This is a genomic window from Parasphingorhabdus sp. (genome assembly GCF_036964565.1).
In the GTDB taxonomy this organism is placed as follows: Bacteria; Pseudomonadota; Alphaproteobacteria; order Sphingomonadales; family Sphingomonadaceae; genus Parasphingorhabdus.
The window spans coordinates 106,387-120,129 of sequence record NZ_JBALTN010000002.1; the positions used below are offsets into that span (position 1 = coordinate 106,387).

12 protein-coding genes are annotated in these 13,743 nt (G+C 59.9%); 10 read left to right on the plus strand and 2 right to left on the minus strand.

The genetic code is table 11. From position 1 onward, the window contains the following. Window positions 1-83 precede the first annotated feature (83 nt). From V7650_RS02535 to V7650_RS02555, 5 genes are all read left to right on the plus strand, one after another. Complete coding sequence (locus V7650_RS02535) at window positions 84-2,024, plus strand: potassium transporter Kup (protein WP_335654669.1); 1,941 nt, start codon at window positions 84-86, stop codon at window positions 2,022-2,024. A 177-nt stretch (window positions 2,025-2,201) separates the two neighbouring features. Then, entirely contained in the window at window positions 2,202-2,654 is a 453-nt protein-coding gene (gene rpiB, locus V7650_RS02540; RefSeq protein ID WP_335654670.1) for a ribose 5-phosphate isomerase B, read from the plus strand. A 14-nt stretch (window positions 2,655-2,668) separates the two neighbouring features. Continuing rightward, complete coding sequence (gene glyA, locus V7650_RS02545) at window positions 2,669-3,958, plus strand: serine hydroxymethyltransferase (RefSeq protein WP_442955255.1); 1,290 nt, start codon at window positions 2,669-2,671, stop codon at window positions 3,956-3,958. Window positions 3,959-3,973: 15 nt separating this feature from the next. Next, the gene (nrdR, locus tag V7650_RS02550) at window positions 3,974-4,435 is read left to right on the plus strand and encodes a transcriptional regulator NrdR (RefSeq protein WP_335654672.1); all 462 of its coding nucleotides are present in this window, start codon (window positions 3,974-3,976) and stop codon (window positions 4,433-4,435) included. Next, complete coding sequence (locus tag V7650_RS02555; RefSeq protein ID WP_335654673.1) at window positions 4,432-5,169, plus strand: RNA methyltransferase; 738 nt, start codon at window positions 4,432-4,434, stop codon at window positions 5,167-5,169. The genes nrdR and V7650_RS02555 overlap by 4 nt, the downstream gene beginning before the upstream one ends. A 13-nt stretch (window positions 5,170-5,182) precedes the next feature. On the opposite strand, the gene V7650_RS02560 is transcribed toward V7650_RS02555, so the two are convergent. Then, window positions 5,183-5,491, minus strand: a complete 309-nt coding sequence (locus V7650_RS02560; protein ID WP_335654674.1) for a chorismate mutase — start codon at window positions 5,489-5,491, stop codon at window positions 5,183-5,185. A gap of 229 nt (window positions 5,492-5,720) precedes the next feature. Between V7650_RS02560 and rpsD the strand changes: the two genes are divergently transcribed. Then, window positions 5,721-6,335: a 30S ribosomal protein S4 gene (gene rpsD / locus V7650_RS02565; RefSeq protein WP_335654675.1), complete on the plus strand. Its 615-nt coding sequence runs from the start codon at window positions 5,721-5,723 to the stop codon at window positions 6,333-6,335. A 71-nt stretch (window positions 6,336-6,406) separates the two neighbouring features. On the opposite strand, the gene V7650_RS02570 is transcribed toward rpsD, so the two are convergent. Next, window positions 6,407-8,365, minus strand: a complete 1,959-nt coding sequence (locus V7650_RS02570; RefSeq protein ID WP_335654676.1) for a S9 family peptidase — start codon at window positions 8,363-8,365, stop codon at window positions 6,407-6,409. A gap of 160 nt (window positions 8,366-8,525) precedes the next feature. On the opposite strand from V7650_RS02570, the gene V7650_RS02575 reads away from it, so the two are divergent. The 4 genes from V7650_RS02575 to V7650_RS02590 all read left to right on the plus strand — a co-directional run bounded on the left by V7650_RS02575 (window position 8,526) and on the right by V7650_RS02590 (window position 13,731). Next, window positions 8,526-10,196 carry a M28 family metallopeptidase gene (locus V7650_RS02575; protein WP_335654677.1) on the plus strand — a complete coding sequence of 557 codons (1,671 nt, stop codon included), beginning with the start codon at window positions 8,526-8,528 and terminating at the stop codon, window positions 10,194-10,196. 20 nt (window positions 10,197-10,216) lie between these two features. Next, window positions 10,217-11,197: an agmatine deiminase family protein gene (locus tag V7650_RS02580; protein WP_335654678.1), complete on the plus strand. Its 981-nt coding sequence runs from the start codon at window positions 10,217-10,219 to the stop codon at window positions 11,195-11,197. Window positions 11,198-11,275: 78 nt separating this feature from the next. Beyond that, window positions 11,276-12,796 (plus strand): FMN-binding glutamate synthase family protein, encoded by a 1,521-nt coding sequence (locus tag V7650_RS02585; RefSeq protein ID WP_335654679.1) that lies wholly within the window; start codon window positions 11,276-11,278, stop codon window positions 12,794-12,796. An 80-nt stretch (window positions 12,797-12,876) separates the two neighbouring features. Beyond that, window positions 12,877-13,731 carry a class I SAM-dependent methyltransferase gene (locus tag V7650_RS02590; protein WP_335654680.1) on the plus strand — a complete coding sequence of 285 codons (855 nt, stop codon included), beginning with the start codon at window positions 12,877-12,879 and terminating at the stop codon, window positions 13,729-13,731. Window positions 13,732-13,743: the final 12 nt, after the last annotated feature.

Consider the following 13,743-nt stretch of genomic DNA (forward strand, 5'->3'; position numbering starts at 1 on the left):
AAGCGCCCGCGCTTGCTGAAACGAATGTCAGTAAAAACGCCTTTTGTGTCCAACTGATCGGGGTACGCCTTAACGGCCAATCAATGTCCGCAGAACCAGACAACAGCGCACAGGCGCCAGCGAGCACGGTGCAGACCCACGGCTCGCCACAACGCAACACGGCCATTGCCAAGCTGGCAGCGGGCGCGATCGGAATCGTGTTCGGTGACATTGGTACCAGCCCGCTCTACGCATTCCGCGAAACATTCATCGGCGCGCATCCGCTGGAACTGGACCGGATCCATGTTCTCGGCGTGGTCAGTCTGATCTTCTGGTCGATGACGCTGGTGGTGACGATCCAGTATGTCACGATCACCATGCGGGCGGACAACAAGGGACAGGGCGGCAGTCTCGCGCTTGTCGCGCTGATTTCCGGAGCGATGCGACGATCCAAATATGGCTGGCTGGCGATTTTGCTCGGTGTTTTCGCGACGGCACTTTTTTACGGCGACAGCATGATCACGCCGGCGATTTCGGTGCTCTCGGCGGTCGAGGGGCTGACCGTTGTCCAGCCCGGACTGGGGCATCTGGTCATTCCGATCGCGCTTGGCTTGCTGATTTTCCTGTTCCTCCTCCAGTCCCGCGGTACCGCAAAAATCGGCGCATTATTTGCTCCCGTGATGTTCGTTTATTTCCTTGTGATCGGGACGCTAGGCATCATCCAGATCGTTCTCCACCCCAGCATTCTTGTCGCCTTCAATCCCTGGTATGCCATACAATTTTTCCTGACCGACGGTTTCAAGGCCTTTCTGGCGCTGGGTTCTGTCGTGCTGGCGGTGACCGGTTCGGAAGCCCTGTTTGCCGACATGGGACATTTTGGTCGCAAGCCGATGCGCATCGCTTGGTACGGATTTGTCATGCCGGCCTTGCTGTGCAACTATTTCGGCCAGGGAGCGATGATCCTCTCTCTAGACGCAGCGGGTGCCGCCGACGCGATCCAGAACCCGTTTTTCATTCTGGCACCGGAAATGTTGCGCCTGCCGCTGGTGATCCTGGCAACCATGGCCACGTTCATCGCCAGCCAGGCGGTTATTTCGGGGGCATTTTCGGTTACGCACCAGGCCATCCAGCTGGGCTTTATCCCCCGGCTGACGATCAAGCACACCAGCGCGTCTGAAGCGGGGCAGATATATATCCCGTTTGTCAACTGGGCGATCATGATCTCGGTGATCCTGCTGGTACTGACCTTCCAGACCTCGAGCAATCTTGCAGCAGCCTATGGTATCGCGGTGACCGGCGCAATGTTCATCGATACCTGTCTGCTAGCCATCGTGATGGTCGTCCTGTGGAAATGGAAGCCATGGATTACCATCCCGCTGCTCGCCGTCTTCTTCATCGTCGATGGTGCCTATTTTGCGGCCAATCTGACCAAGGTCCCCGATGGCGGCTGGTTCCCGCTGGCGGTGGGCGGAGTCGCTTTCGTGATTCTCACGACCTGGGCCAAGGGCCGCCAGATCATGCGCAAGAACATGGCGGAAGCAGCGATGCCGATCGAGATTTTCACCAAATCCGCTGCCAACAGCGCGACCCGGGTAGCCGGCACGGCCATCTTCATGGCCTCCTCTTCGGCTGGCGTGCCATCGGCGCTGCTCCACAATATCAAGCACAACAAGGTCATCCACGAACGCGTGGTCATCCTGACTGTGAACATCATGGACGTTCCGACCGTTGATCCGGAAAAGCGCTGCGAAGTGAAGGATCTCGGCGACGGCTTCTACCGGCTGATCCTCCATTTCGGCTTCATGCAGGAAACCGACGTGCCGGAGGCGCTGAAGCGGGTCAAGGGATGCGGCATGGAATTCGACATGATGACCACCAGCTTCTTCCTGTCGCGCCAGACGCTGCTGCCGTCGAAAAAGCCCGAGATGATGATCTGGCGCGAGAAGCTCTTTTCCTGGCTGCTGCGCAATGCCGCGACCGCCATGGAGTTTTTCAAGCTGCCGACCAACCGCGTCGTGGAACTCGGCAGTCAGATGGAAATCTGAGCGCTGCTGGCCGGCGCAGAAGGCCTGTCAGCGCAATCATCGCGAGGAGGAAAAGCGTCTTGCCGCCCCGGTTGCGGCTGCTTCTGCCGGATGCTGCGGCGCATCAAATATTTGGTGGCCTATCGGGGGACTCTCTACTAAATAGCGGCCCATCGATTCTAACCACAGGAACTGCCCATGCGTGTCGCCATCGCCTCCGACCATGCCGCCCTCGAAATGAAGGCGGCGCTCGTGGGCTGGCTGCAGGACGCAGGGCACGAGGTTGCCGATCTTGGCCCGTCGACCACCGACAGCGTCGACTATCCCGATTATGGCTACAAGCTGGCCGAGGAAGTGGCGTCCGGCCGCGCCGAACGCGGTGTCGCGCTATGCGGATCGGGTATCGGCATCTCGATCGCCGTCAATCGCCATCCGGCCTGTCGCTGCGCGCTGTTGTCGGAAGGATTGTCGGCCCGGCTGTCGCGCGAGCATAATGACGCGAACGTCATCGCGATGGGCGCGCGTCTGGTCGGCATGGAAATCGCGAAAGACTGTCTCGACATCTTTCTGAACACCGAATTTGGCGGCGACCGGCACCAGCGCCGGGTCGATAAACTGTCCGCACCAGCTATTGAAGGAGCAAGCGCATGAGCAACGTCGCAGATATGCAGGATATCAGGCAGACCGGATTTTTCGACTTTTCCGTCGACGAGAGCGACCCGGCGGTCGCCAGCGCAATCAACTCGGAACTGTCGCGCCAGCAGAACCAGATCGAGCTGATCGCTTCCGAAAATATCGTCTCCCGCGCGGTGCTGCAGGCGCAAGGCTCGGTCTTCACCAACAAATATGCCGAAGGCTATCCCGGCCGCCGCTATTATCAGGGCTGTGCCCCCTCGGATGACGTCGAGACTTTGGCGATCGAACGCGCCAAGCAGCTGTTCGACTGCGGGTTTGCCAATGTCCAGCCGCACTCGGGTGCCCAGGCAAATGGCGCGGTGATGCTGGCGCTGGTCAAGCCCGGCGACACCATCCTCGGCATGTCGCTTGATGCCGGCGGCCACCTGACCCACGGCGCTAAGCCGGCCCAGTCGGGCAAGTGGTTCAATGCGATCCAATATGGCGTGAACGACGACGATCATCGGATCAACTATGCCGAGGTCGAGGCGCTGGCGAGGGAACATCAGCCAAAGCTGATCATCGCCGGTGGTTCCGCCTATCCGCGCCAAATCGACTTTGCCAAATTCCGTGCCATTGCCGATGCCGTCGGCGCCCTGTTCATGGTCGACATGGCACATTTTGCTGGTCTGGTGGCCGCCGGACTGCATCCGAGTCCGCTGGAGCACGCGCATGTCGTGACGACCACCACGCACAAGACCCTGCGCGGACCGCGCGGCGGCATGATCCTGACCAATGACGAAGCCATTGCCAAGAAGATCAACTCGGCGGTTTTCCCGGGATTGCAGGGTGGCCCGCTGATGCACGTGATCGCAGCCAAGGCGGTTGCCTTTGGCGAAGCATTGCGTCCGGAGTTCAAGAGCTATTCCGCCGCGGTCATCGAGAATGCGAAGATTCTGGCCGCCACGCTGAAGGAGCGCGGCGCCGATGTCGTCGCCGGCGGCACCGACACCCATCTCGCGCTGATCGATCTGTCGCCGCTCGGCATCACTGGCCGTGACGCCGACGAGGCGCTCGAACGGGCCGGCATCACCTGCAACAAGAACAGCATCCCCAACGATCCCCAGCCGCCGATGAAGACCAGCGGCATCCGGGTCGGCTCGCCGGCCGGTACAACCCGCGGCTTCGGCCCGGCCGAATTCCGGCTGATCGGCGACATGGTTGCCGACGTGCTCGACGGGCTGAAGGACAAGGGCGAGGGCGGTGATCCGGCGGTGGAAGCCGATGTGCGCGAGCGGGTCCAGGCGCTGTGCGACCGTTTCCCGATCTATCCGGCGTAACCAGAAAGCCCCATCATGCGTTGCCCTTTTTGTGCCCACGACGACAGCCAGGTCAAGGACAGCCGTCCGACCGAGGACAACACGACGATCCGGCGGCGGCGGCAGTGCGAAAGCTGCGGCGCGCGCTTTACCACCTTTGAACGCGTGCAATTGCGCGAAATAACGGTGGTGAAGAGCGAGAACCGCAAGGAACCGTTCGACCGCTCCAAGATTGATCTGTCGGTGTCGCTGGCCTGCCGCAAGCGCGGCCTGGCGCAGGAACAGATGGACCAGCTGGTTTCCGGTATCCAGCGGCAGCTGGAGACAAGCGGCGAGACCGAGATCCCGTCGAAGACGATCGGGGAGATGGTCATGGAAGGACTGAAGACGCTCGACAGCGTGGCCTATATCCGCTTCGCCTCGGTCTATAAGGATTTCACCGAAGCCAAGGATTTCAAGGAATTTGCCGGCAGCGTCAAAGATGTCGGCGGAGCGTGATCAACCAGCCCGCCATCATATTGGTCAATCCGCAGCTCGGCGAAAATATCGGCAAGGCGGCGCGAGCGATGCTCAATTTCGGAATGACCGAAATGCGCATCGTCGACCCGAGGGACGGTTGGCCCAATCCGGCCGCCGGGCCGTCGGCTTCGGGTGCGGACCTGGTTCTCGAGCAGGCCCGAATTTATGAAACCACGGCGGAGGCGGTGGCCGACTGTTCCCATGTCTATGCGACTACGGTGCGCAAGCGGGGAATGACCAAGACCGTTCTGACCCCTTGGGAAGCGGCGGAGGATATTGCCCAGGCCAGCGGCAAGTGCGCGATTCTGTTCGGGCCGGAGCGGGCTGGTCTGGAAGTGGTCGACGTGGAGCTTGCCCGCAAGATCATCACGGTTCCAATCAATCCGGAATTCGGCTCGCTCAATCTGGCGCAGGCGGTCATTCTGGTGGCCTATGAGCTGTCCAAGATGGACGCGACCGGCAATGTTCAGCCGACGCTGGAAAAAAGGATTGCCGAGCCGGCGCCGCAGCGCGAACTAGACATGTTCTACGAGCATCTCGAACGGGCGCTCGACCGGAACGGCTATTTCTACCCGGCGGAACGGGCCGTTGCGACCAAAGTGACGCTGCGCAATATGCTGACCAAGCCGGCGTGGACCAACGAGGAGGTCAAGACCTGGCGCGGGGTGATATCCTCGCTCGAACGGCCGCCGCGCAAGGACAAGGCCGAGTAACCCTGGACCGCTGCTATTTGCGCAACTGGTCCCATTTCTGCAGTTCGTAGCCGATCGACGTTTCCACCAGCATCTCCCAGATCGCTGCCATCGTCGGCACCGGAATGCGGGCTTGCTCCGCCAGCTGCTTGACGTTTTGCAGCACGGCGGCCTTGCGGACCTCGTCCCGCACGATGGTGCGGTCCTGCTTGATCCGGGCGGCGGCATCCATGCAGGCAAAGCGCTGCGCCATCAGGGCGATGATTTCGGCATCGATACGGTCGACCTGTTCGCGGACATCGGTCATGGTTTCCATGGGTGGCAGGGATGGGGTCTGGGTCATAGTCGGGCATTAATCACGGCGGCATGGAGAGTCGAGACTTGTTGGTCAATCCCGGACGATTTTCGCCGACCAACGCTGTTGACAATGGCTGCTTTGCTCGCCATAGGCGCGCTCTTGCAATTGGTCCCGCACCCCGGTGAAGCGGTGGCCGCATCAGGATCCCGACAGGATGGGATGTTGATGGTGCGCTCCGGGAAGACTTAGAAACAGCAAATCAGGAGTCATTCATATGACCAAACGTACCAGTTCGAAATATAAGCTCGATCGCCGTATGGGCGAAAATATCTGGGGCCGTCCCAAATCTCCCGTCAATCGCCGCGACTATGGTCCGGGCCAGCACGGCCAGCGCCGCAAGGGCAAGCTGTCCGACTATGGTATCCAGCTGCGCGCCAAGCAGAAGCTCAAGGGCTATTATGGCGACGTGACGGAAAAGCAGTTCCGCCGCGCCTATAAGGAAGCGGCCGCGATGAAGGGCGACACCAGCCAGAACCTGATCGGTCTGCTTGAGCAGCGCCTCGACATGGTTGTCTACCGCGCCAAGTTCACCCCGACCATCTTTGCTGCGCGCCAGCTCGTCAGCCACGGCCACATTCGCGTCAACGGCGTCAAGTGCAACGTTGCCTCGCGCAAGGTTGTACCGGGCGACGTGATCTCGCTGAGCGCCAAGGCCCAGGAAATGCTGTTGGTGATCGAAGCCCAGAGCCTGCCGGAACGCGATATCCCGGAATATGTGACACCGGACGGTACCGACAAGGTCACCTATGTCCGCATTCCGACGCTGGACGAGGTGCCTTATCCGGTAACCATGGAACCCAATCTGGTCGTCGAATTCTATTCGCGCTGATCGGTTTCAGACAAGTTTCAAAAAAAGGCGGCCCCTCGGAGCCGCCTTTTTTTTGTCGTTCCAAGTGAAATCTATTTCGGCAGGAATGCCAGTGACCGCTGTAGCATTTCAATTCTTGCTTCAGGTTTGAACAGGCTGTGCTCCAGCTTTGGATACTCTATGTACTGGACCGTCTTGCCGGCGTCCTTCAGTTTCCTCTCCATCAGCCGCGAGTGTCCAACGTCGACGTTGCGGTCAAAATCACCATGCACGAGCATCACTGGTACCGTTATCTTGTCTGCATTCTGCGCGGGCGAACCCTCTCTTATATGCGGCCCGCTGCCTATGAAGTCCTTGACCACTTTTTCGTTATAATAGTCGTTCGAATCGCTCTTCAGCAATTGAAGATCGGTGACCGGCGCGATCGCGACCACGGATTTGAAAAGGGCAGGATTGACGACAGCGGATTGCAATGCTGCATATCCCCCATAGGACCATCCCACAATCGACAACGCCTCGGGCTTGGCAATGCCTTCTGAAATCATCCATTTGCCAGCATCAGCGACGTCGCCAATTGCGGTTTGCCACGACTGGAAACCGTTCTTCTGATACCAGCTGTCGCCATAGCCGTCGGACCCGCGATAGTTGGGCTGCAGTACGGCAAAGCCCTTGCTTGCGTAGAATTGCGCCCACCAGTCAAATCCCCACTCGTCGCGGCTGTCGGGGCCTCCATGCGGCATTACGATAGCGGGCAGGTTTTTCCCATCGGATCCGACCGGAAGCGTCAGGTAGCCCGGGATCATAGTGCCGTCCGCGGCAGGGTAGGAAACGGGTTTCACTGGTGCCAGCTTGACGTTGGCCAAGAGCGGACGTGCCGAGAGGAGAGGTCGCATCGACTTGGTGGCTTTGTCGAAGATATAATATTGCCCCGGGTCCACATCCGAGCTCGCGAACAGGAGCAGCTTGCTTTCGTCTAGGCTGGAGTCAACAAATTGTACGCTCTTGTCCCCGCCAAGCGCTGATCCCAGCGCTGCCGACAGCTTCTTGAGTTCGGGATCAAAATAGATGCCGTTCCGCTTGTCCGTCGCATAGCTTACCCCGACCACGCGATCCTTGCGCCCGATCCGGATCAGTCCATCCACGTCGACGGTATCATTGGAATAGATGATTTCTACGCGGCCGCTTCCATCCATGCTCATTGCCATCAGGGCGCGCCGTCCCTTGTGAGGCTTGAATCCATAAACCACATTCTTTGCCGGGTCGACCGCATACGGGTTAAAACCGGCTCTTTCCGCATAATTCAGAGTAGACAAATCTTCCCAATTGTCGCTGCCTTTTCTTCGGAAAAAATACTTGATCCGACCTGAATCAAGTTCAGTACGGCCTTCCTTGATGCGCATGCCGAGAATCCGGACATTGCCTTCACCATCGGTGATATACTCGCTGGCTTCAACCTTGGCCGGTTCCTCGATCTTGGTTTTGCCGGTCAATGTATCGACCCGATCAACGCCCCAGCCAACGCGTTCGCGGCCCGTGACGCCTCCCGACTCGCCGTAGTATCTCGTCATCAGGATGAAGTTTTCTTCTTCGGGCAGCCAATCGACAACACTGCCGCCTCCCAGCGAGATGGCAATTGAAGCATCGTTCGGGCGCTTGCTGAGCAGCTTCGGTTCTGACCCGTCCATGTTCAGCGCAAATATGTTCGTGAACCCATATATTTCCTTATTGTATTCCTGATAGCCACCGATTTTGCAAACCAGACGCTTGTTGGAAACCCATCCGCAACCCATCAGGCGCTCTGGATCGCCCGATGCGGTAAGTATTTTTTTCGGCAAGCCCGTTGCAAGATCGATAGTGAATAAATCCGTTTTCAAACCCGCTCCCGGCGCAACAAACGCGATATTGTTTCCATCCGGCGACATGCTGATGTCGAGAACGCCGCCAACCGAGCCGAAGGCTTCCGCCAAATCGTCCTGCGCCCGCGCTGCCGGTGCCAGCAACAGTGATGAAAGTGAAAGAACGACGAAAACGCGCATACAAAATTGGATCACAAATATTTCCCCTGACAGAACTTCAGCAGGCTAAATTTTTAACCCCGCTTAAACAAGGGAAAATGGTCGGTCTTCCCTGATAGTTGCGGCCACGGACTTTCTTGCAAGCTCGAACCCGCTCTGTCATGATGGTCCCAGAAACCAATTGAAACGGATGTCTATGAGATTATTATCCCTCACCGTGGTCCCTGCATTAATTCTGTCAGGTTGCACTCAAATCAACGAAACCGACAATGGTTCAGCATTCCCCGAAATCGCTGCGCCGGAACTGTCGGTCGAGACCATGAAATCGATCACCGAAGAGCTGTCGTCCGATGCCTATGAGGGCCGCGCGCCCGGCACGGCCGGCGAGGAAAAGGCGACCAAGCTCATTTCCGAAAAATTTGCCGCCGCCGGGCTGGCGCCGGGCAATGGCGAGAGCTGGTTCCAGGACGTGCCGCTGGTCGGCATCACCGCGAAGAACATGACACCGCTGACCATCAGCGGCGGCGCGACCGATCTCTCCTTTGCCTATGGCAATGAGTATGTCGCTGCCAGCTACCGGGAGCAGCCAAAAGTCGCGGTTGCCGAAAGCGATGTCGTGTTTGTTGGCTATGGCATCACTGCCCCCGAGCGCGGCTGGAACGATTATGCCGGTGTCGACGTCAAGGGCAAGACCGTCCTGATCCTGGTCAACGACCCGGATTTCGGGACCCAAAGCCTGGAAGGTGAATTTGGTGGCCGGGCAATGACCTATTATGGCCGCTGGACCTATAAATATGAGGAGGCGGCGCGCCAGGGCGCGGCCGCAGCCATCATCATCCACGATACCGATCCGGCGGCCTATGGCTGGAATGTTGTGGAATCGAGCTGGACCGGCGAGCAATTCTATGCCCAGTCGGCCAATGGCGGCGCCGACCAGACCAAATTGAACGGCTGGATCCAGAAGGATGCCGCGGCGAAAGTCTTTGCCGCTGCCGGGCAGGACCTGACCGCGCAAATGGCGGCAGCGAAGAAGAAGGGATTCAAGGCGGTTGATCTCAAGCTCAAGGCGTCCGCTTCGCTCGAAAATGACATCAAGAAAACCGACAGCAAGAATGTTGTCGGCATACTCAAGGGCAAGACCCGCCCCGACGAATATGTGATCTACACCGCGCACTGGGATCATCTGGGTCGCTGCAAGCCGGCTGCCGATGGTGATGATATCTGCAACGGGGCGGTCGACAATGCGACCGGCACGGCTGCGCTGGTGGCGCTGGCGGAAGCCTATGTGAAAGCCGGCGCACCGGACCGCAGCGTCATTTTCCTGGCGGTAACGGCAGAGGAATCGGGCTTGCTCGGTTCCAAATATTATGCGGAAAATCCGATCTATCCCCTCAGCCAGACCGTTGGCGGGGTCAACATGGATGCTTTCGCCATGGCCGGACCGGCAAAGAATGTCGTGGTCGTCGGCAAGGGCAAGTCGCAGCTGGACGGTTATCTCGAGGCAGCGCTGAAGGATGACGGGCGCGTGGCCGAAGCCGAGCCAACCCCGGAAAAGGGCTTCTACTATCGTTCCGACCATTTCAGCTTCGCCAAGCTGGGTGTTCCGATGATCTATTTCGAGGGTGGCGAGGACCTGGTCGACGGCGGCCGCGAGGCAGGCGAGGCGGTGTCGAAGGACTATACCGACAACCGCTATCACGGACCGAAGGACGAATATGATCCCGACTGGGACTGGACCGGCGTGATGGGCGATCTGAAAATCTACTACACCGTTGGCCGGATGCTGGCGATGACGGAGGAATGGCCCAACTGGAACGAGGGCGACGAGTTCCGGGCCACGCGCGACAAGAGCCGGGCCGGCAACTGATCAACGCCGGCAGATCCAAGGTGACATGGCCAGCAGAATGGGCGCCACACCAGGCTGTGTGGATTGGCTTTCCCGGTGATCCGGCGGAGTGGCCGGTGGCGCGTGAAGACGCGCAGCGGGAAGTCGTGGCCTTTGCCAATGCGGTGGCGGACGGGGGAGCGGGCGAAGCGGTCGTGCTGGTCTGCCGGACGGAGGCGGACGCGGGCATTGCCGCCGCGCTGGCGGACACGGGCGTGGCCGTCGTCACCGAGCCCTTTGGCGACATCTGGCTGCGCGACTCCGCACCGATCTTTGCTATCGATCGTGACAGACTTGTTGGCCGGAACTTCGGCTTCAACGGCTGGGGCGGCAAGTTCGCCATGACGGGCGACCAGGATATTGGCGAGCGGCTGGCGCAGCGCTTCGATCTGGCGATTTCTGGCGAGGACTGGATATTGGAAGGCGGCGCAATCGACGGCGATGGTGCCGGCTGCCTGGTTACCACCGAACAATGCGTGCTCAACCCGAACCGCAACCGGTCGCTGGACAAGCGGCAGGTCGCCGAACGGCTGCGTGCGGCGCTGGACATCGACGATATTTGCTGGCTCGGCGATGGCTTGATTGCCGACCATACCGATGGCCATGTCGACAACCTGGCCCGTTTCGTAGCACCCGGCACCGTGGCCATTCCGCGGGCGGACACGCCGGATGATCCCAATGCGGACATTTTCGAGGACGCTGCCCGCCGGGCGGATCGCTCGGGACTGCAGCTGGTGCGCTTGCCCTCCGCCGGACTCTACGAACTGGACGGCGATATTGCGCCGGCCAGCTACATGAACTTCTATATCGGCAACAGGGTGGTCGCGGTCCCGCAATATGGTGTCGCCAACGACGGCACGGCCGTCGACCAGATCGGTGCGCTGTTTCCGGATCGCAAGGTGGTCGGGCTGTCGAGCCGGGCGCTGCTGCGCGGCGGTGGTAGCTTTCACTGCATCTCGCAGCAGATCCCGCTGCTGCCGTAACGCGGGCGGCTGCATGCCCCAGCCCTTGTCGGGGCAAGGGAAGCTGCTACCCTGTTGGGCCTGCTGAAGGGACATTGGATGACGGACGGAATTTTGGGTATACTGAGCGCGCTGACCTATATTTTCATTTTGCTGTTGGGTGTCGGGCTGGCGGCGCTGGTCGTCCTGTTTGTCGTCGATATCAGCCAGAAACAGGATGCGGTGCGGCGAAACTACCCGGTGATCGGGCGTTTCCGTAATATCTTTTCGACGCTGGGTGAATTTTTCAGGCAATATTTTTTCGCCATGGACCGCGAGGAAATGCCGTTCAACCGCGCCGAGCGGGAATGGGTGGAGAGAGCCGGCAAGGGCAAGGACAATACCATTGCCTTCGGGTCGACCAAGAATCTCGACCCGCCCGGAACCGCGATTTTTGTCAACTGTCCGTTCCCGGCGCTGGCCAGCGATTCCGCAGAAACGACAACCTGCATAATTGGCCCCCATGCCAGATATCCCTACGAAGCGGGCTCGCTGTTCAATATTTCCGGGATGAGCTTTGGCGCGCTCTCGGTACCCGCTGTGCGGGCGCTGTCGCACGGGGCGAAGCTGGCGGGGTGCTGGCTGAACACGGGCGAAGGCGGGCTGTCGCCCTTCCATCTCGAGGGCGGCTGCGACATCATCTTCCAGATCGGCACGGCCAAATACGGCGTCCGCGATCTGGACGGCAGGCTCAGCGACGACAAGCTTCGTGCGGTTGCCGCCCACGAACAGGTCCGCGCGTTCGAGATCAAGCTGTCGCAAGGCGCCAAGCCGGGCAAGGGCGGCATATTGCCGGCGGTAAAAGTGAACCGGCTGATCGCTGATATTCGCGGGATTGCCGAGGGACAGCCGAGCATATCGCCCAACCGTCACCCCGAAATTGCCAATATCGAGGATCTGCTCGACTTCATCCACCATGTGCGGGAGGTGACCGGCAAGCCGACAGGGATCAAGGCGGTCGTCGGCGCCTATGGCTGGCTGGAGGAGCTGTGCGAGGCGATTCATCGCCGCGGGATCGAGAGCGCACCCGATTTCTTCACGCTGGATGGCGGCGACGGGGGTACCGGGGCCGCGCCGATGCCGCTGATGGATAACGTCGGTTTGCAGCTGAAGGAGAGCCTGCCGATGCTCTCCGATATCTTCCATCGCTATGGTCTGCGCGACCGGATCAAGATCATTGCCGCGGGCAAGCGGATCACGCCCGGCAGCGTCGCCTGGGCCATTTGTGCGGGTGCCGATTTCGTCAATTCCGCGCGCGGCTTCATGTTCTCGCTCGGCTGTATCCAGTCGCTGAAGTGCAACAAGAACACTTGTCCTACCGGGGTTACCACGCACAACCCGCGGTTGCAGCGCGGTCTGGATCCGCAGGACAAGAAGGTCAAGGTCGCCAATTACTGCCGGAACATCGTGCACGAGGTCGAGGTAATCGCGCACAGCTGCGGCGTCGACGAACCGCGGCATCTCGGGCGGCGGCATGTCCGCATTGTTCAGGATACGGGCAAATCCGTGTCCTATGACGAACTTTATCCCCGCCCGGAGGTCCTGCCGCAATACAGGGCGTCTATGGAACGTGCCCGATAATACATATTGAACGCGGCCCGCACCCGCGTAGGATTGTCCCTTACGAACCATGGTTCGGGGAAGCTGAGAGGAAGAAAATCATGAAAAAATTACTGATGGCAAGTGCCGCACTGGCCCTGTTGGGCACCGCTGTTCCGGCCGCTGCCGCGCAAAAGGCAGATAGCGGAGCAGCGATGAACAATCCCGCCCTGCAGTCCGCGCTTGCCGACCAACGCCGGGCCGATGACAGCGCCCGTGATGTCTATCGCCATCCGGCAGAGACGCTGGCCTTCTTTGACGTGAAACCGGACCACACGGTGGTCGAATACAGCCCGGGCGGCGGCTGGTACACGAAGGTGCTGGTGCCCTATCTGGCCGGCAGCGGACAATATATTGCGGTCAACAGCGACAGCTCGGCATCCACCTTCCCCGACCGCGCCCGCGAGGCACGGACCAAGGGCTGGCCGGAAAGCTTCCCCGCCACCGCCGCGAATTGGACGGGTGTCGATGCCAAGAACATCATGGCCTTTGAAAGCGACGAGATGCCCGACGAGATGAAGGGCAAGGTCGACCGGATCCTGATCTTCCGCGCGCTGCACGGACTGCTCAACGCCAACCGCGCCGATTCCGAACTGCGCGCGCTGCGCGACATGCTGGCCGACGACGGCATGGTCGGCGTGGTCCAGCACCGGGCGAAGGATGACGCCAGCTATGCCATGTCCAGCGGAACCAAGGGCTATCTCAAGCAGGCATCGGTGGTGGCGCTGTTCGAACTGAACGGTTTCGAACTGGTCCGCAAATCCGAAATCAACGCCAATCCCAAGGACAGCGCCGATTACGAAGGTGGCGTATGGACCTTGCCGCCGGTGCTGCGCCTCGGCGAGACCGACAAGAGCAAATATGAAGCCATCGGTGAATCGGACCGGATGACTTTGTTGTTTAAGAAGCGTCCCTAGGCCGCTATCAGG